The following is a 19531-nucleotide window of genomic DNA, read 5'->3' on the forward strand; positions in this document are numbered from 1 at the left end:
TGTATCCACATTTTTCTAGCTCCAAAGTTTAATTTTAGAGTTACTGCGTAACATCAGTTAATTAGTTTTGTGGATGAGTGATTTTCCAAGCTTTATGGATTTTTTGGTTACGTTTAAAGTCTAGCCCAATGGTTTCATGGGTAATTTCTTGAACATCAAACATCGCTTCGATTTCTTCATCCATTTCAAAGCCACGATAGTTATTTGAGAAGTACAGTGTACCACCTGTTTTTAAACGGTTCATTGCGCGCTTGAGTAATGATATATGATCACGTTGTACGTCAAATGTACCATAGAACTTTTTCGAGTTGGAGAAAGTTGGTGGGTCAATAAAGATCAAGTCGTATTGCTCATGACCTTCTTTTAACCATTCAAAACAATCACCTGCAAAGAATTGATGCTGTTCGTCTACATGGTCAACAGTTAAACCATTGAGTACAAAGTTTTCTTTAGACCAGTTAAGATAAGTATTGGATAAGTCAACACTTGTTGTACTTGCTGCACCGCCTAAAGCTGCATGCAAACTTGCTGTAGAGGTATAACTATAGAGGTTAAGGAAATGTTTGCCTTGAGCTTCAGCCGCGATGCGTAAACGCATTTGACGATGGTCTAAAAATAGACCTGTATCGAGATAGTCTGTCAAATTCACCAAAATTTTAGCTTTACCTTCCTGCACAATGAAGCGCTTAGAAGCAGTACTTTGTTTGGTATATTGAGTTTTACCTTCCTGACGGGCACGGGTTTTAATGAAAATCGCATCACGTCCTAAACCTGTCACGGCACGAATTGCCGCTAAAGCCAAGTTAAAACGCTTTTTGGCTTTTTCAGGATCAATGGTTTTTGGTGGAGCATATTCTTGAACGTGTAAACGTTCACCGTATAAATCCACAGCAACATTAAAGTCAGGTAAATCAGCATCATAAAGACGTAAGCAATGCACACCTTCTTTTACTGCCCATTTCTTTAAAGTTTGCATATTTTTTTGCAAACGGTTGGTAAAGTCTTCTGCGCCTTCAATTTTTTCAAACTGTTGAGGCTGCCACGTTTCAAGGAATGGCTTAGACACCGTAGCAGGCTTAATATCACCAAAACGGATGTAAATAGGTAATTTACCATTCATCAAACGTAAAATTTGTGGATTGTTAAATGCCAAGACATCGGCTTGTTCGACCGCAGCAGCAATTACGGCAGCATATTGATTTGGGAAATTCTTTTGTAATAATGCTGATAAACCTAAATACAATGCACGATTTGAGGCTTTATCACCCAGACGTTCACCATAAGGTGGATTGGTCACGACAAATGAGGTTTTTCCTTCAGCTTGGAAATCTGGCCAATCGGCTAAGGTGCGTTCTTCAATCTGAATTTGATCGAGTACAGCCTCAAAACCTGCTGCAATAATATTTTGCTTGGTCGCTTTAACAGCTTCCCAGTCTGCATCATAAGCATAGAATTTTGGTAAAGGTTGTTCTAAAGCTGCTTGATGACGATCAGCCGCTTCGGCTTTGATCGACATCCACAGTTCATGGTCATGACCATTCCAACCGTTAAAACCAAAACGACGAACAAGTCCTGGCGCACGATCAGTCAAAATCATGAGAGATTCAATAATAAATGTCCCTGAACCACACATTGGGTCAAGAATAATATCGGGATTGCGCTCTTTGAGTTTTGCTTTTTGTAGAATAGCTGCGGCTAAGTTTTCTTTGATTGGGGCATCGGTCATATAACGACGATAACCACGTTTATGCAAAGAGTCACCTGATAAATCTAGGCAATAGGTATGTTCTGTTTTACCTGCAAGGGCATAAATGGTAATTTCAGGCTGTTTAATATCAATACTTGGACGTTTGCCTACAGCTTCCATAAATGAGTCAACAATACCGTCTTTTACACGTAAAGTTGCAAATTGAGAATTAACTTTAATTTCACGCTCAATGTGTAAACGTACAGCAAAAGTACTTTGTGGTGCAAAAATGAGTGACCAGTCAAAGTTAATCGCACCTTCATACAATTCTTCGGCAACATCACGAGCATCATGTGTAAATTCAAGCTCATGTGTATGAATAGGTGTTAAGACACGTGAAGCAAGACGTGACCACATGCAGACACGGTAAGCATCTTCAAGTTTGCCTTTAAAGACTAAACGTCCAGGAAACTTTTCAATGTTTTGAATTCCTAAACCTTGAATTTCTTCTTGCAGTAAGGTTTCTAGTCCATCCGCACAGGTGACCCAATATGTAGAAAGACGTGGTTTCGAATTCATGAAAATTTCCAGAAGCAAAAAAGCAAACGAGTATTTTAGCGTATTTTGATGACGAAAACTTGATGAAAACTCATGGAAAAGTATTTTTTTAGAAAATTACCATAAAAAGGCAATCACTGTTATCACTTAACTTGAAATTTAATTGTTGAACACTACTAAAAAATCATCATGTAAAAAGAAATTTTATAACAATGCTGACTTTGATATTTTCTATGTTTATTTTTTGCTAAAAAAGATTCTTTTGCATTTGTGAATGTATTTAAAATAAAAAGTCATCAAGCAAATTTGACTGAGATTAGACAATTACAACTCAAAGAATTTGCTCTACATTTCTCTTTACGTTAAGAAAATATTGATCTTCTTTACTTATTCATCTCTTCAATTTTTGCTCAGACAATGATATAGAAATGGTATAGAATCCACAGGTGTTTTGCTACAAGACAATGACTTTAAGAGAAGAGTAGATCAAATTTTTGGTGTACTACTAAAAAGTGTTCATCGCTTTAGTGTGAGATTTAATAGATAAATCAAAATATTATAAAGAATTTATTTGATCTCTTAAATTGACCTAAAGTATTTTTTATTGAAGTGGGGAATAAAAATGTGGGAGTTAATCAAAGCAGGTGGTTGGCTAATGCTACCACTCGTTCTGTGTTCAGTATTTACCGTTGCAATCTCAATCGAGCGCTTTATTCGTTTGCGACGTGGTTTAGTCCTTCCTAAACATTTACTGATTCAAAAAAATCAATCCATTCAAACAGTCGTCAAAAATTTAAAATCAGATTCAACGCAGAACCAAAGCGCTTTGGCTTATATTTTCAATGATGGTTTAGATGCGGCAGCCAAAGGAGAGCAATTTGCTCGTGCTCAAATGGAAGCTACAGCATCACGTGAAATTAGTTATTTAGAAAAAAATATTAATTTTTTAGGTACATTGAGTGCAGCAGCCCCTTTGCTTGGATTACTTGGAACAGTTGTTGGTATTATTGAATCATTTTTGGTGGTTGACTTAGGTTCAAATGCAAATCCAACCATGATGATTCCTGGTATCTCTAAAGCATTAATTACCACGGCAGCAGGTATGGTTATTGCGATTCCTGCACTTTTTGCATATCGTTATTTTCAACGCCTCGTACAAGAATATGTGGCTGAGTTAGAACAACAAGCCACATTATTTCATGCAGCTTTGTTTTATCAAGAAAATGACAACGAACAACATGTTGATCAAGAATTTCAAAAAGTCGGTTAATAGGTGGCTTTAAATGAAATTTAAAAGAAAAAGTGTTGAAGATATACACATCAACTTGACGCCCATGATTGATTGTTTGTTATTTATTTTGGTATTTTTATTGTTAACGACGACTTTTAATCAGCAAAGCCGCATTAACTTATCTCTGCCTGATGCACAAGGCGTACCTCCAAAAGACTATCAACATAAAATTGAAGTCGTGGTAGACTCTAGCGGTCATTATGCTGTCAATGGTCAAGCGCTTTCTTCCAAAGAAAGTGCCGATTTAAGTACAGCGATCAAACAATCTGCACAAGATCGTCGTGATCTGATGTTTGTAATCGCAGCTGATGCAAAAGCAACCCATCAGGATGTTATTCGTGTAATGGATGTTGCAGGTCAACTCGGTTTTGTTAATATCAACATCAGCACCAAAGTCCCATCCCGAGGTTATTAATTAGTGAAGCAAGATTTCAAAGTCTATTTACGACTATTAAGTTATTTGAAGCCATTTTGGGGCATAGCGATTTTAGTCGTTTTAGGTTTTGCAATTAATGCAGCAACAGAAGTATCCGTTGCTAAATTGCTAGAAAAAATTATTACAGCGATCCAAAACAAAGATCAAAGTTTTACCAGCCTATTTCCTGCACTTGTGGTTTTACTCATGTTTTTCCGTGGTGTGGGTTTATTCATGGGCGGGTATTTTACAGCCGTGATCTCACGAAATTTAATCTTTAATATTCGTCAGGAAGTTTTTGCAAAGCTACTTAGACTCCCTGCACAATATTATTTAGATAATAGTAGTGGGCATATTACCGCCAAAATTATGTATAACGTAGAGCAGTTAACGGCTGCATCTACCGAATCATTGAAAACAATAGTACAGCAAGGTTTGATTACTATTGGTTTATTGGGCTATTTGCTTTATATCAATTGGAAATTAACCTGTTGTATTTTGGTTTTTGGTCCACTCATTGGTTTGATTATTCGTAAAGCTTCAAAACGCATGCGTAAACTTTCAACCCAAGTACAAAATACGATGGGTGATGTTAACCATGTGGTACAAGAGTCGGTTAATGGTCATTTGGTGGTTAAAGGTTTTGGTGGTCAAACTGCGGAACAGGCGCGTTTTCGCAACCATTCTCTTGAAAATTTAAAACGTGGCTTGAAAATGGTGGTTGTACAGCAGTTAAATAGTCCTGTAGTACAGCTCATTATGGCAATTGCACTCAGTATTATTATGTGGATTGCTTTAAGACCTCAAATTATTGGTGATATTTCAGCAGGTGAGTTCGTTTCTTATATTACCGCAGCAGGAATGCTCAGTAAGCCGATCAAAACCTTAACCGATGTGAATGAAAAATTACAACGTGGTATGGCAGCCGCTCATTCTGTATTTGAGTTGTTAGATTTATCTGAAGAAAAAAATACAGGCACATTAACGCCAAATTTACAGGGTAATGTCGAGTTTAAACAGGTCAATCTAACTTATGCTGATGGTTATCAAGCCATTTCAGATTTTACATTGTCTATTCATTCGGGACAAACCATCGCTTTAGTTGGGCGTTCAGGTGCAGGGAAATCATCTTTGGTTAATTTGCTGATGCGCTTTAATGAGGTGAGTTCAGGGCAGATTGAGTTAGATGGGCATGCGATACAAGATATAGAAATTACCAGTTTGCGTACTCAAATTGCGATGGTAAATCAGCAAGTTGTCTTATTTAACCGCTCTATTCGTGACAATATTGCTTACGGTCAGCTTGAAAATGCGACAGAAGAGCAAATTGTTGCAGCAGCAAAAGCAGCTTATGCACATGATTTTATTATGAGTTTACCGCAAGGTTATGATACAGAGGTTGGCGCACAAGGCTTAACACTTTCAGGTGGTCAACGTCAGCGTATCGCCATTGCACGTGCAATTTTGAAAAATGCACCAATTTTGATTTTAGATGAAGCAACCAGTGCTTTAGATAATGAGTCTGAACACTTTATTCAAAAAGCATTTGATCAAGCGATGCAGAACCGTACAACGATTGTTATTGCGCATCGTTTATCGACTATTGAAAATGCAGATGTGATTGTGGTTATGGATAAAGGGCGTATTATTGAACAAGGTACACATGCGGCTTTATTGGCAAAACATGGTGCATATTATCAATTACATGAACGTAGCTTTGAGGAATAAATCTCTATGTCTATCGCGCAAATCATTCAAGATGCTTGGAACCGACAAGCAAAGTGGTTGATTGTTTTGCGCCCATTGTCATGGCTTTATCGTTTTGGTTTTGTGGTTAATCGACATTTGTATTTGTCAGGGCTAAAAGAACGTTATCGTGCGCCTGTTCCTGTCATGATTATTGGTAATATTACAGTAGGTGGAAGTGGTAAAACGCCTTTACTGATTCAACTGGTTAAATATCTGCAACAACATCAAGTCCGTGTCGGCGTTATTAGCCGTGGATATGGTGGGCAAGGTCCTTTTCCTGCGCAAGTGACCTTAGACTCTGAACCTGAAATGGTCGGAGATGAACCTTGTTTGATTGTGCAATCTACAGATGTGCCGATGGTGGTTGGACCTAATCGTAAAGCAAGTATTGAGTTACTTTTGAAAAATCATCAACTTGACTTAATCATTAGCGATGATGGTTTACAACATTGGGCGTTAGATCGTCAAATTGAGTGGATTGTTCTTGATTATAATCGTGGTTTAGGTAATCAAAAAATCTTACCTGAAGGTTATTTACGTGAGCCGACTTCTCGTTTAGCGCATAGTACGGTCATTGAACATGCACATCATTCACAATCAAAATTAAACATGCATTTACAAGTCGCAGAGCCATATTTGCTTAATCCAAGTTTTGATCAAGCTGAAGTGTTTGATGCAAAACTAGATTATTATGCTGTTGTCGGTATAGGCTTTCCACAACGTTTTTATAAAACACTGGAAAGTATGGGTGTTCAGCAATTTCAATGTCATGAATTTCCTGATCATTATGATTATCAAATTGAAGACTTACAGTTTGAAGATGCTAATCCAATAATTACGACTGAAAAAGACGCGGTAAAATTATTGCCATTACTCAAGCAACATCCAGATTTTCAACGTGAAATTTGGGTTGTTCCTGTCGAGGCTGTGCTTTCAAATTCATGCTACGATATTTTAAAGCAACAACTCAATGAATTAGGCATTGCACTTTCTTAAGGTTAATGAAATGAAACACATTGTTATTCCTGCGCGTTATTCGAGTTCGCGTTTACCTGCTAAACCTTTATTGCTTATTCATGGTCGTGCCATGATTTTACGTGTTGTTGATCAAGCAAAAAAAGTTTTAGATTTTGATGACTTATGTGTTGCAACAGATGATGAGCGTATTGCTGAAGTATGTCGTGCAGAAGGCATAGATGTGGTCATGACCAACCCAAACCATCCCTCAGGAACGGATCGTTTAAGTGAAGTTGCACGGATTAAAGGTTGGGCAGCAGATGATATTATTGTCAATGTTCAAGGTGATGAGCCGTTGTTACCTGCAACTTTAGTACAGCAAGTCGCGGATTTACTTGTTGCTAAACCTCATTGTGCAATGTCAACTTTATGTGAACCAATTCATCAGTTAGAAGAATTTGAGCGCGATAGTATTGTTAAAGTGGTGATGAGTCAGTTGAATGAAGCACTTTATTTTAGTCGTTCGCCAATTCCTTATGATCGTGATGCTGCAAAACAAACGGAAAAATCTTTACACCAACACGCTTATCGTCATTTAGGTTTATATGCTTATCGTGTGAGTTTATTACAAGAATATGTTACGTGGGAAATGGGTTCATTAGAACAACTTGAAAGTTTAGAACAATTGCGAGTTTTGGAAAATGGGCATCGTATTGCAATTGATATTGCGCAAGTCAACTTACCACCAGGCGTAGATACGCAAGCGGATTTAGATCGTTTAAATGCGATGGATGTTGCACATTTTGAATAGTTGGATAGTTTAATGGGTATGAATGCATCCAATGATCAAGTTTATCCATGGCAAGCACAATTGTGGAATACTCTAACAGGACGTTTTCCACAGTTGGGGCATGGTTTATTATTTTATGGTAAAAAAGGTTGTGGTAAGTACGCTTTTGCACAGCATTTTTTATCTTGGGTTTTGTGTTTAAATAAACAAAGTCAAGGTGCATGTGGGGAGTGTAGTAGCTGTCTTTGGTTAAAGTCAGACACACATCCAAACTATGTACATATCACCACAGATGCTGATAACAAAAAGCAAAATGCTAAGATTAAAATTGAAAAAATTCGTGAATTACTGCCTTTTGTACAGCAAACTGTAGATGGTTGGCGTGTTATTGTAATTGAGCCTGCTGAAGCATTAAATATTGCTTCTGCCAATGCTTTATTGAAAACACTTGAAGAGCCTGGTGAGCGTGTTGTGATTATCTTATTGGCAGAGCATTATTTGAAATTACCTGCCACGATCCGTAGTCGTTTGCAGCATTTTGCTTTAGATCGTATTGCACCAGAACAAGCGCAACTTTATCTAAATGAGCATTTACCTACGGCTTCAAGTCAACAAATTCAGTTATTAATGAATCTTTCAAACCAAATGCCTTTACAAGCGATGAGTTTAGCTGAAAAAGATTGGTTAAATCGGCGTGCTGAATTTGTCCAAGACTGGAAAAAGCTCGTCATGCAAAAAAGTATGCCGATGCAATTTGCAACAAAATGGAATAAAGAACTTAACTTTCATGATTTTATTGAAATGTTTGAGTATTTATTGGCAGATGTTGTGGCATTTAAGCTGGAGCAAGCGATAAAAAATACAGATTTAGAATTAAATACACTCGCAGAGCAGTATAATTTAGAGGTATTATTTTCAATCTATGAAAGTTTACAACAATCAAAAAGAAACGTTGAGCAAAATGTGCAAACAAATCTAATTATTGATCAACTTTCAATACAATTAATGAATGTTTCATAATTTGGGGAAATAATGATGCAACCACGTATGGGCGGTTTATTACAAGTTGTTATAGCAGATCGAGCAACGCTACAAGCAAGTTATATGCCTTTTGTGCAAGGTGGAGGGCTTTTTGTTCCTTCGACACAAAATGTGAAAATGGGTGAAGAGGTTTTTCTGTTAGCGACTTTACCTGAGCAATCGCAAAAAATTCCATTAACAGGAAAAGTAATTTGGATCACACAAAAGCAGTCTGGTAAAAAACCACAAGGTTTTGCCATTCAGCTTGGTGGTGAAAAAGGCATCTATTACAAAAATGAAGCGGAAAGATTACTTGCAGGAGTAAAGTCTTCTGAGCGTAATAGCTTTACAATGTAAGATGCGATGAATTGAAATGTAGGAAAAATTGTGTTTGTTGATACCCATTGTCATTTAACTTTACTTGATCTTAGCCCTTATGGGGGAGATTTGGACGCAGCGTTACAACAGGCACGTGAGCAAGGTGTGTCTAAATTCATGGCGATTTCTGTGGATTTAGACGATCATATTGCTTTGTCAGCAATAGCAGCACGTCATACCGATGTAGGTTATAGCGTTGGTGTGCATCCTTGTGAAGATGTTGCAACGATGCAGCGGGCTACAGTAGAAAAACTGGTTCAATTGGCTCAATCTGAAAAAGTCTGGGCGCTCGGTGAAACAGGCTTGGATTATTTTCATAGTACTGAGTTTATTCCTGAGCAAAAAGAATGCTTTGCTCGTCATATTCAAGCATCAAAAATAATAAAAAAACCAGTGGTGGTGCATACTCGTTCTGCTAAGCATGACACAGTTGATATTATTCGTGCAGAACAATCGAACCATGGGATTTTGCATTGTTTTACAGAGGATTGGGCAACTGCCAAAGCTGTATTAGACTGCGGTTATTACATTTCATTTTCTGGTATTGTATCTTTTAAAAATGCACAAGATTTACGTGATGTGGCAAAACAGGTGCCGCTTGATCGTATTTTAATTGAAACAGATAGTCCATATTTAGCACCAATGCCCTATAGAGGCAAAACCAATGAGCCAAAATACGTTCCTTATGTAGCCAAAGTCCTAAGTCATGTATATGATAAAACGCCTGAGGAAATTGGACAAATTACTTCACAGAACTTTGAAAATTTACTCAGACAACATCAAAGTTAATGCTATAGATATAAGATTAAGAAGAGAGTTTATCGAGTGAAGATGGATCGTCAGGCTCAGTTTAGAGCAAGAGAAGCATTAATTTTTCAGGTCGCTGAGCAACTGCTTTTAGAAAACGGTGAGTCGGGTATGACGCTTGATGCGTTAGCGGCTGAATTAGATCTTGCAAAGGGAACACTTTATAAACATTTTCAAAGTAAAGATGAACTTTATATGTTGCTCATTATTCGTAATGAGCGCATGTTATTGGAAATGATTAAAGACACAGAAAAAGAGTTTCCTGAACAATTAGCATTTTTTATGTTGCATCATTTGCATCATCCTGAGCGTACAGTGTTATTTCATCAGATTGAAGAACGTTTGTCGACGACAGGGCAAGGGATACATCATTTATTTCATGAGCTTTATCAAGTTCGTAAACAGCGACTGCGTATTATTATTCGTATGACGGATCATTATTTGCTATATATAGACAGTCAAATGTCAGGGCGAGATTATTTAGCCTCTATTTGGTCTATTACGCATGGTGGTGCAGCAATTTTAAATTCTAGCTTTTATCAGCGTTATTTAGGTTCACGGGATACTTTGCGTATTGCATTGATTGACCAAGCTTTATCGATGCCAAAGCATGCTCAATCTACTGAGTTGAAGGTTTAACGATTATGTTGAAACGACCACGATTAAAAAATCAGCATGGATTTACGCTGATTGAATTAATGGTGGTCATTGTCATCATCAGTATTATGGCATCTCTAGTGGTTTTAAATATTGGTGGTGTGGATCATCGCAAAGCTTTACAAGCACGTGAATTTTTAATTTTAGATTTAAAAAAAATTAATCGTGAAGCCAATGATCAGGCTTTAATCTATGCGTTAGAGGTTTTACCTGCAACTGATGTTGCACCTTTTCAATATAAATTAGTACGATATCAGCCTGTAATAGAAAATGCAGAGCAAAGCTTACGTATTGTTGAGGAAAAACGCTGGAAAGATGTCGCTAATTTTCAAATGCGTAAATTACCTGAACGTGTTTCATTTTCTATCCAAAATCAAGAGCATCGATATGTTAATGCAAATAATGATGATTTAATTGGAACAAATGCCCCTAAAGTTATTTGGTTTGGTAATGGTGAAGCTAAACCTGTCAAAATTCAAATGTATTATGACCAAAAAGCAATTGGTGCTTTGATTGATATTGATTATTTGGGGAAAGTGACCGATGAAGAGTAAAGGTTTTACCTTGATTGAGGTCGTTGTTGCTTTAGCCATTTTTGCAGTTGCTGCAATGGCTTTAACCAAAGTCGCAATGCAATATACGCAATCTACAGCAAATTCAATTTTAAGAACCAAAGCTCAGTTTGTTGCTCAAAATCAGGTGGCTTTAATGGAAATTAACCGTGAACAGCTCACAGGTACACAGTCTGAGCAAATCACCTCGCAAGGTCAAACATGGCAAGTAGATAAAAAATCAGAGTCAACCATTAGCCCGAATGTTAAAAAAATTGAAATTCAAATTAGTTTATATAATCCTGATAATAATAAAGTTGAAGCAGGCATTAGCCATACTGTTTTCTTTAATTACCCTCAACAAACGACCGAATCTTAGACTGAGTGACCCATGCGAATAAAAAAAACCAATTTGGGATTTACACTGGTTGAGCTTTTGGTGGCAATCGCAATTTTTGCAGTTCTTTCTGCATTAGGATGGAAGATTTTTGATTATCTTGTGAAGGTTAAAGATCGCAATGCAATGCATGAAGAAAATCTCGGGCAGTTACAAGAAGCGTATCAACAAGTACAAAGAGATACCTTGCAAATCATTCCTGTGACAGCGAGTTTTGGGCAACAAATACTGCCTGCAATAAGTTTGGAAAATCAAAAAATAAGCTTTAGTAAAACAGGAATGACGGATCCTCTAAAGCAAGGCATTTCTACATATGAACGTGTAGAGTACGCTTATAATGCACAAGATAAAAAACTTTATCGTTTAAAATATGCAAATCTGAATCTACCTAATTCTGCACAGCCTTTGTCGAGTGTGTTGTTGAATGATGTTGACCAGTATCAAGTGACTTTGTTAAATCCAAATGAGTTAGAGCGTTGGCCTGATGAAAATACATTTAATGAACGCCAGTTACCACGCGGCATTAAAATTAAAGTGATGATTCGTGATGTTGAATATGAATGGGTTTTTAGTCTGTTAAATACAGATTTTCTAAGGGCTGAGTCAAAACAATAAGCACGATTTAAAGAGACGTTCATGATCAAGCAGCAACAAGGAATCGCATTAATTACAATTTTGGTGATGGTCGCATTAGCAACCATTATTGCTGCGACAATTGTAAAGCGCCAATACACCACCAATGAAAATACTGCTTATGTGATTCGTCAAAATCAAGCACTAAATTATGCAAAAAGTGCTGAGGCATTTTTTTCTGAGTTGTTAATTCAAGATGCGCAAAACAGTGCTAATGTTGATCATTTACAAGAATTGTGGGCAAAACCCATGCCTGCATTTCCTATAGAGGGTGGTTTTATTTCTGGAAAAATCAAGGATGAATCTGGAAAATTTAATCTAAACACTTTACTCAAAGCAGATGGTAAGCCAAACGAAGAAAATAAGTTGTACTTTGAGAAATTATTAGTGCGTGTCGGATTGCCTGCCGAACTCAGTGCTTCTGTGATCGATTGGCAAGATGCTGATGATTTACCTTCAGGTGCTATGGGTGCAGAAAGTAATTATTATAATGGTTTACAACCATCATATTCAGCAGCCAATCATGCTTTTTTTAGTGTGGAAGAGTTACGACAAGTCCGTGGCTTTGAAGGGAAAAATTACGATTTAATAAAACCTTATGTTACAGCTTTACCTGATATTTCCACTAAAATAAATATCAATACAGCACCTGCATTGTTACTTGCAACCATTGATCCTAAACTTGACCTGAATGCGATTATGGCTTTATTAAAACAAAAGCAAGCCAAAATGGAAAATTTTAATAATGTTCAAGATTTATTAAGTTTGGATCTTTTTAAGGGAGTTTCATCTGAAAACAGTCAACTGGCAAATAATCTATTTGATGTAAAATCAAATTACTTTGTAGGGGAAATCGAAGTTGCTTTAGAAAATAGAAACCGTCAAATGAGTAGCCATATGATGCGTAAAAATAATAGAGTTGTGGTATATGCTCGAAATTTAGCGCCATTTTAATCATTTATTTTTGCAAAGCTTTTCACTTTTGCCTAAATCCATATTTTCTGTGCTGAATAATAGATAAAATCATGTGGTTAATTCTTCTTCATACTTTTTGCCAATTGCAATGAACGTTAAAATTAATCCTCAGCGTCGGCGTTTTGCTTTATAATCTAATTTCTTGACTATTCTTTTTGTATAATTTGACATATGTTAATTCGTAAATTATTTAAATTTGAAAATGCGCATATCGTGCGTAACTGTACTTCGGATCGTTGTAAACGCTCGATTCATGGGCACAGTTATAAAGTCGAATTATTGCTGAAAGCCTCAAAGCTAGATCATGGTCAAATGGTCTATGATTTTGGTTTGTTAAAAGGTGTGATTAAGGACATTTTTGATAGCTTTGATCATGCGATTTGCTTTTGGCAAGATGACAATGCGGATTATATTCAAGCATGTAAAACCTTTAGTGCGCGTTGGGTTGCATTACCTGTATCGCCTTCAGCAGAACAATTTTCACGAATATTTTTCTACTTGGCGCAGCAAGTTTTACAGTCAACGATTACCCAAAATGGGGAAGGTGACGTTGAAGTTTACTCTGTAATCGTACATGAAACAGATACAGGCTATGCACAAAGTTTTCTTGAAGATATTGAAAATGAGCAAATGGGTGTGTTGAGCCTTGAGCAAATTATCTTTTCTGAGCAAGTTCAAGCCGAATGGAATGACCCTGAAATGTATGAAAAGTTAAAACAGGGCGTGAAATTTCAAAATCCAGAAGTAGATTTGCAAGTCAAACTGTAACTGATGCAGTGGTATATTTTAAATTTAACACCTTCGGGTATTGAAGATTGAGTGAAATAGTAAGGATGGAACAGGATGCAATTGACTGAACAAGAGCAAGCAAAATTAAATCAAGTTCGGTTAGATGAGAGTTGGAAAGCAGGTTTGGCAGAGTTTCTGCTCAGTGCAAAAATGGATCAATTACGTGAGTTTTTAAAATCACAAATTGCCGAAAATAAACAAATTTATCCTGCAAGCTCATTGATTTTTAATGCTTTAGATACTACACCGTTACATGCAGTAAAGGTTGTGATTCTTGGGCAAGACCCATATCATGGACCAAATCAAGCCCATGGTTTGAGCTTTTCTGTACAAAGAGGAGTTGCATTGCCTCCGTCTTTACGTAATATCTTTCATGAGCTAAATACTGACTTAGGTGTAAGTATCTCTAAACACGGGGATTTGACCAAGTGGGCAGAGCAAGGCGTGCTTCTTTTAAATAGTGTACTGACTGTAGAAGCAGGGCAGCCAACATCACACCAAAAACAAGGTTGGGAAAATTTTACAGATACTGTAATAGATGTAATTAATGAGCAATGTGAGCATGTGGTTTTCATTTTATGGGGAGCCTATGCACAACGAAAAGGGCAACGTATTGACCAAACGAAACACCTTGTATTAAAAGCTGCACATCCATCTCCTTTAGCAGCAAATCGTGGTGGTTTTTTTGGTTGTAAAGTGTTCTCTAAAACCAATAATTATCTTAAACAAAATGGCATTGAGCCAATCGACTGGCAGCTGGACGCATGACAAACTCTCCTGAGATCAATAACTATCATCCTGATTTAATCATTGAAGAAGCAGTGAATGGTTGGCGAATTATTCGTTTAAATCGCCCAAAATCTTTACATGCTTTAGATGAGTCTATCGTGGCAGCTTTATTAAAGTTGTTTGAAGATTTTCATAAAGATGATCAGGTTAAAGCAATTTGGCTTGATTCAACAACACCTAAAGCTTTTTGTGCTGGTGGTGATGTTCGAAAACTGCGTCAATTGGTGATTAATAATGAAGTTGATGCAGCAAATCAGTTCTTTAAAACTGAATATGCGCTCGATTTACTTTTACATGACTATGCTAAGCCAATCGTAGTTTGGGGTGAAGGCTATGTCATGGGTGGTGGCTTAGGTCTATTTATGGCTGCACCATTTCGATTAGTAACACCATATTCACGTTTGGCGATGCCTGAAGTGAATATCGGTTTATATCCAGATGTAGGTGCAACGCGCTTCCTTGCAGATCGTGGTCCTGTCGGCTTATTTACAGGTTTGACAGGTTCAATTATGACTGCGGCAGGTGGATATGGTATCGGATGGGCAACGCATATTTGTGATGCTCAACGTGATGTTGTATTAAAAAAATTAATTGATATTGATTGGGATCATTATCCAGCAGGGGACTTTAGAGCATTAGATGATACGCTAAATAGTTTACATCGACCTGTATCTCCTGGACCGTTGCAAAATTCTCTTGATGTTATTCATAGTGTTTGTCGTGGTATTAATTTTGAACAAGACTATGAAGCCATTGTAGGATTGAGCGAGGCACGTAGTGATTGGCTGCGTCAAGCGAGTGAAAACTTACAAAAAGGTTCGCCAAGCACAGCAGCAATTACTTGGTTGTTGTGGCAATGGGGGCGTCAAGTGCATCCATGGAGTGAAATTTTTGAATTAGAAGCGCAAATTTCTGATTGGAAAATTCGTCATCCAGACTTTGTTGAAGGAGTGCGTGCACGCCTTGTTGATAAAGACTTATCACCAGAATGGGAACCGACAGAAAGTATGACTTTAAAAGGCATATTGGCGAAGAACCCACCCATCACAACAGTTGAAAGTTGGAATGTTTTATTAAGACAATATGGTGTAATTGCTTAATATTCCATGATTGATGAACAAAATAAACAAGATGAAAAATGGATGCAGTTTGCTTTCGAGCAAGCTGCTATTGCGGCTTCTCAGGGGGAAATCCCTGTAGGAGCTGTTTTAGTGAGTGATGGGAAAATCATCGGACAAGGTTTTAATACACCTATTTCAACACATGATCCTACTGCACATGCTGAAATTCAAGCAATTCGTCAAGCTTGCCTAGCCATTGAAAATTATCGTTTACCTATAGATGCGACTTTATATGTTACTTTAGAGCCTTGTACAATGTGTGTAGGGGCGTTGATTCATTCGCGTGTGCAACGTGTTGTATTTGGGGCAAGTGAGCCTAAGGCGGGAGCTTTAGTTAGTAGTCGAAAATTATTGGAAATAGGTTATTACAATCATATTTTTGAATTTACTGCTGGATGTTTGCAGATGCAATGTTCGCAACAGCTTTCTGATTTTTTTAAAATGCGCCGTGAGCAAAAAAAACAATTAAAGTTACAACAAAGATGCTTAAATCAAAATCAAAACTAGTCTAAAATAGCACTGAATTTTAATGACAATAAGAATTGTCAAAATAACTAAAGTGAAAAGGAAATAGAATGAATTCGATTAAAGTTAAACAAGAATTTAATGCCCCTATAGATCAAGTTTTTGATTTACTTTCAAAACATGCAACTTATAATATTGCATTTTCACCTGTACAAGTCGTACGTGTAAAAGACTCGGCTGATCCTGAACGTCCTGATGGTTTGGGTTCAATTCGTCGTATGGGTTTTGGTCCAATTAAACCTGTTCAAGAGCAAATTACATTGGTTGATGTAAATAAGCGTATTGAGTATAAAATAATTAACAATCCGTTAATTAAACATCATATTGGTATTCTTGAATTTACCGAATTGGCGCAAAATAAAACTCGTGTCGATTATACGATTGAATTACAAGCACGTGCGCCATTTGTGAGTAAATTAATACTTGCACAGCTTAAACTTGCGATTACACTAGGTTTTAAGAAACTGGCAAAATCTGTTTAATTGGAAGTTCAATGACCATTCAAATTATTACGATTGATGGACCAAGTGGTTCAGGTAAAGGCACATTAGCAGCAAAACTTGCTGAGCATTATCAATTTCATTTATTGGATTCGGGTGCAATCTATCGTCTACTTGGATTTTCATTGTATAAAAAAGCTTTATTAGATGCTCTAAATGAAGAAAATACATTGCAACAATGTGAAGAAATTGCAAAAAATTTAGATATTAAATTTGTGACAGAAATAAACTCAACGACGCAAATTTTTCTAGATGGCGAAAATGTGACAGAAACGATTCGTACCGAACAGGTCGGAGAGTTTGCTTCAAAAGTTGCAGCAATTCCTGTACTTAGAACTGCACTTTTTGAGCGTCAACGTGCTTTTGCGCAAGCACCAGGTTTAGTTGCAGATGGTCGTGATATGGCAACCTCAATTTTTCCAGAAGCACAAGCGAAAATTTATTTGACTGCTTCAGCAGAATCACGAGCGACACGCCGAGTAAAACAGTTGCAGGCTATGGGTTTGGATGTTAAAATAAACGATATTTTGTCTAATATCCAAGCGCGTGATAAGCGAGATATGGAGCGTACAGTTGCTCCATTAAAGCCAGCACAAGATGCTTACATCATTGATAGTTCCGAATTGAACATTGATGAGGTATTCAAATTGATGACTGATTTTATCGATGCGCGATTAGCAAATTAACAAATTTAGTGGAAGCATAGCTTGATCAGTTTTATACGGACTATGTGGAGACTTAACTGAACCGGCCTTGTCTGATCCAAGACCGCTGACTTTTCTAGGTATATCATGACCGAATCTTTTGCAGCCCTCTTTGAAGAAAGCGAATTAAACCTCAACGTTGAAAAGGGTGCAGTCATCCAAGGTATCGTTGTTAGTATCGATTCTGACTGGGTAACTGTTGATACTGGCCTTAAATCTGAAGGTGTTGTATCTCGCTCTGAATTCTTAAACGAACAACGTGAACTTGAAGTTCAAGTTGGCGATACAGTAGACGTTGTTGTTGAAGCGCTTGACAACGGTATGGGTCAAACAGTTTTATCACGTGAAAAAGCAAAACGTGCTGAAACTTGGACTAAACTTGAAAAAATCTTTGAAGACGGCGAAATCGTTACTGGTGTTATTTCTGGTAAGGTTAAAGGCGGTTTCACTGTTGACATCGGTCCAGTTCGTGCGTTCTTACCTGGTTCACTTGTAGACACGCGTCCTATCCGTGATACAACTCACCTTGAAGGTAAAGAGTTAGAATTCAAAGTAATCAAACTTGATGCTAAACGTAACAACGTTGTTGTATCTCGTCGTGCAGTAATGGAAGCTGAATCTTCAGCTGACCGTGAAGCGCTTCTTTCTCAATTGGAAGAAGGTCAAACAGTTACTGGTACAATCAAAAACCTTACTGACTACGGCGCATTCGTTGACCTTGGTGGTATTGATGGTCTTCTACATATCACAGATATGGCTTGGAAACGTATCAAACACCCTTCAGAAGTTGTTGAAGTGGGTCAAGAAGTTACTGTTAAAGTACTTAAATTTGACAAAGAACGTAACCGTGTTTCTCTAGGTCTTAAACAACTTGGCGAAGATCCATGGTTAGCGATCATGAACCGTTATCCTAAAGGTTCTATCGTTAAAGCGCGTGTAACAAACTTAACTGACTACGGTTGTTTCGCTGAAATCGCTGAAGGCGTTGAAGGTTTAGTACACGTTTCAGAAATGGATCACACTAACAAAAACATCCACCCATCTAAAGTTGTTCAGATTGGTGACGAAGTTGATGTTATGGTTCTTGAAGTTGATGAAGAACGTCGTCGTATTTCTCTTGGTATCAAACAAACTCGTGCTAACCCATGGGAAGAGTTTGCTAAAGCTCATGAGAAAGGCGAAAAAGTTTCTGGTACAATCAAATCAATCACTGATTTCGGTATCTTCATCGGTTTAGCTGGTGGTATCGACGGTCTTGTTCACTTATCTGATATTTCTTGGAACGAACAAGGCGAAGAAGCTATCCGTCGTTACAAGAAAGGTGACACAGTTGAAGCAGTTATCTTATCTGTAGATGCTGAAGGTAACCGTATCAGCCTTGGCGTTAAGCAATTGAATAGCGATCCATTCAATGACTTCTTAGCTGCTAACGAACGTGGTGCTTTGGTTAAAGGTACTGTAACTGCTGTTGACGCTAAAGGCGCAACTGTTAAGTTAGCTGACGAAGTTGAAGCTTCTTTGAAAGCATCTGAAATCAACCGCGATCGCGTTGAAGATGCAACTAAATTCTTAGAAGTTGGTCAAGAAGTTGAAGCGAAAATCATCAACGTTGACCGTAAATCTCGCTCTATCAACTTGTCTATCAAAGCGAAAGACGAAGCTGAAGAGAAAGAAGCTGTAGCAAGCTTAAAAACTGCTACAACTGCTCAAGACAACGGTCCTAAAACGATCGGTGATTTGATCAAAGCTCAAATGAATCACTAAGAGGTGTTGTTAAAAAGTATTATTAAATGTAATTAATTAATACTTTTTATACAAATACTGTAAAAGGTAGCGTAGTATACGATCACTGCGCTACCTTTTTGTATTTAAAAAGGATATTATTTAAAGCAAGCTAAATAGCATTCAAATTAATTGAGGTCGTAGATGACAACTGAAGCATTAAACAAATCTGACTTAATAGAAAGAATTGCACTTAAAAACCCACACTTGGCTGAGCCATTGGTTGAAGAAGCTGTTAAGATTATGATTGATCAAATGATTGCATCGCTTTCGTCTGATGATCGTATTGAAATTCGCGGATTTGGTAGTTTTGCTCTACATCACCGTGAGCCACGTGTAGGTCGTAATCCTAAGACAGGCAAATCAGTAGAAGTTGCAGCTAAAGCCGTACCACACTTTAAACCTGGTAAAGCATTACGCGACGCAGTAAACGAATCTGCAAATAAATAAAAATTC

22 protein-coding genes are annotated in these 19531 nt (G+C 37.4%); 21 read left to right on the plus strand and 1 reads right to left on the minus strand.

The features are described from left to right. Positions 1 to 61: 61 nt before the first annotated feature. Positions 62 to 2266 (minus strand): bifunctional 23S rRNA (guanine(2069)-N(7))-methyltransferase RlmK/23S rRNA (guanine(2445)-N(2))-methyltransferase RlmL, encoded by a 2205-nt coding sequence (rlmKL, locus tag C9E89_RS17840; protein WP_107009686.1) that lies wholly within the window; start codon positions 2264 to 2266, stop codon positions 62 to 64. A gap of 601 nt (positions 2267 to 2867) precedes the next feature. Between rlmKL and C9E89_RS17845 the strand changes: the two genes are divergently transcribed. From C9E89_RS17845 to C9E89_RS17945, 21 genes are all read left to right on the plus strand, one after another. Further along, a complete protein-coding gene (locus tag C9E89_RS17845; protein ID WP_107009687.1) occupies positions 2868 to 3515 on the plus strand; it encodes a MotA/TolQ/ExbB proton channel family protein in 648 nt (215 codons plus the stop codon). A 13-nt stretch (positions 3516 to 3528) separates the two neighbouring features. Beyond that, complete coding sequence (locus C9E89_RS17850; RefSeq protein WP_107009688.1) at positions 3529 to 3951, plus strand: ExbD/TolR family protein; 423 nt, start codon at positions 3529 to 3531, stop codon at positions 3949 to 3951. 3 nt (positions 3952 to 3954) lie between these two features. Continuing rightward, positions 3955 to 5679 carry a lipid A export permease/ATP-binding protein MsbA gene (gene msbA, locus C9E89_RS17855; protein WP_107009689.1) on the plus strand — a complete coding sequence of 575 codons (1725 nt, stop codon included), beginning with the start codon at positions 3955 to 3957 and terminating at the stop codon, positions 5677 to 5679. Positions 5680 to 5685: 6 nt separating this feature from the next. Further along, entirely contained in the window at positions 5686 to 6696 is a 1011-nt protein-coding gene (gene lpxK / locus C9E89_RS17860) for a tetraacyldisaccharide 4'-kinase (RefSeq protein ID WP_107009690.1), read from the plus strand. A 10-nt stretch (positions 6697 to 6706) separates the two neighbouring features. Further along, on the plus strand, positions 6707 to 7468 hold the full coding sequence (gene kdsB, locus C9E89_RS17865; protein WP_107009691.1) for a 3-deoxy-manno-octulosonate cytidylyltransferase: 762 nt from the start codon (positions 6707 to 6709) through the stop codon (positions 7466 to 7468). 18 nt (positions 7469 to 7486) lie between these two features. Beyond that, complete coding sequence (locus C9E89_RS17870) at positions 7487 to 8467, plus strand: DNA polymerase III subunit delta' C-terminal domain-containing protein (protein ID WP_107009722.1); 981 nt, start codon at positions 7487 to 7489, stop codon at positions 8465 to 8467. Between the two features lie 15 nt (positions 8468 to 8482). Beyond that, positions 8483 to 8824: a PilZ domain-containing protein gene (locus C9E89_RS17875; protein ID WP_107009723.1), complete on the plus strand. Its 342-nt coding sequence runs from the start codon at positions 8483 to 8485 to the stop codon at positions 8822 to 8824. 30 nt (positions 8825 to 8854) lie between these two features. Next, on the plus strand, positions 8855 to 9634 hold the full coding sequence (locus C9E89_RS17880) for a TatD family hydrolase (RefSeq protein WP_107009692.1): 780 nt from the start codon (positions 8855 to 8857) through the stop codon (positions 9632 to 9634). Positions 9635 to 9676: 42 nt separating this feature from the next. After that, positions 9677 to 10291: a TetR/AcrR family transcriptional regulator gene (locus C9E89_RS17885; protein ID WP_107009693.1), complete on the plus strand. Its 615-nt coding sequence runs from the start codon at positions 9677 to 9679 to the stop codon at positions 10289 to 10291. Positions 10292 to 10296: 5 nt separating this feature from the next. Next, complete coding sequence (locus tag C9E89_RS17890; RefSeq protein ID WP_107009694.1) at positions 10297 to 10863, plus strand: type II secretion system protein; 567 nt, start codon at positions 10297 to 10299, stop codon at positions 10861 to 10863. Continuing rightward, positions 10853 to 11239, plus strand: a complete 387-nt coding sequence (gene gspI / locus C9E89_RS17895) for a type II secretion system minor pseudopilin GspI (protein ID WP_107009695.1) — start codon at positions 10853 to 10855, stop codon at positions 11237 to 11239. The genes C9E89_RS17890 and gspI overlap by 11 nt, the downstream gene beginning before the upstream one ends. 12 nt (positions 11240 to 11251) lie before the next feature. Continuing rightward, positions 11252 to 11872 carry a type II secretion system minor pseudopilin GspJ gene (gene gspJ, locus C9E89_RS17900; RefSeq protein ID WP_107009696.1) on the plus strand — a complete coding sequence of 207 codons (621 nt, stop codon included), beginning with the start codon at positions 11252 to 11254 and terminating at the stop codon, positions 11870 to 11872. Positions 11873 to 11893: 21 nt separating this feature from the next. Next, positions 11894 to 12844 (plus strand): type II secretion system minor pseudopilin GspK, encoded by a 951-nt coding sequence (gspK, locus tag C9E89_RS17905; protein WP_107009697.1) that lies wholly within the window; start codon positions 11894 to 11896, stop codon positions 12842 to 12844. Positions 12845 to 13036: 192 nt separating this feature from the next. Then, on the plus strand, positions 13037 to 13633 hold the full coding sequence (locus C9E89_RS17910) for a 6-pyruvoyl trahydropterin synthase family protein (protein ID WP_107009698.1): 597 nt from the start codon (positions 13037 to 13039) through the stop codon (positions 13631 to 13633). Positions 13634 to 13708: 75 nt separating this feature from the next. Beyond that, a complete protein-coding gene (gene ung, locus C9E89_RS17915; RefSeq protein WP_107009699.1) occupies positions 13709 to 14422 on the plus strand; it encodes a uracil-DNA glycosylase in 714 nt (237 codons plus the stop codon). Further along, the gene (locus tag C9E89_RS17920) at positions 14419 to 15543 is read left to right on the plus strand and encodes an enoyl-CoA hydratase/isomerase family protein (RefSeq protein WP_107009700.1); all 1125 of its coding nucleotides are present in this window, start codon (positions 14419 to 14421) and stop codon (positions 15541 to 15543) included. The genes ung and C9E89_RS17920 overlap by 4 nt, the downstream gene beginning before the upstream one ends. A gap of 6 nt (positions 15544 to 15549) precedes the next feature. After that, positions 15550 to 16071, plus strand: coding sequence for a tRNA adenosine(34) deaminase TadA (gene tadA / locus C9E89_RS17925; protein WP_107009701.1), 522 nt, complete (start codon positions 15550 to 15552; stop codon positions 16069 to 16071). 68 nt (positions 16072 to 16139) lie between these two features. Beyond that, a complete protein-coding gene (locus tag C9E89_RS17930) occupies positions 16140 to 16571 on the plus strand; it encodes an SRPBCC family protein (RefSeq protein ID WP_107009702.1) in 432 nt (143 codons plus the stop codon). 11 nt (positions 16572 to 16582) lie between these two features. After that, positions 16583 to 17275, plus strand: a complete 693-nt coding sequence (cmk, locus tag C9E89_RS17935; RefSeq protein WP_107009703.1) for a (d)CMP kinase — start codon at positions 16583 to 16585, stop codon at positions 17273 to 17275. A 105-nt stretch (positions 17276 to 17380) separates the two neighbouring features. After that, positions 17381 to 19057, plus strand: a complete 1677-nt coding sequence (gene rpsA, locus C9E89_RS17940) for a 30S ribosomal protein S1 (protein WP_107009704.1) — start codon at positions 17381 to 17383, stop codon at positions 19055 to 19057. A gap of 162 nt (positions 19058 to 19219) precedes the next feature. Further along, complete coding sequence (locus tag C9E89_RS17945; protein WP_107009705.1) at positions 19220 to 19525, plus strand: integration host factor subunit beta; 306 nt, start codon at positions 19220 to 19222, stop codon at positions 19523 to 19525. Positions 19526 to 19531 lie beyond the last annotated feature (6 nt).

Source organism: Acinetobacter sichuanensis, assembly GCF_003024515.2.
Lineage (GTDB): Bacteria > Pseudomonadota > Gammaproteobacteria > Pseudomonadales > Moraxellaceae > Acinetobacter > Acinetobacter sichuanensis.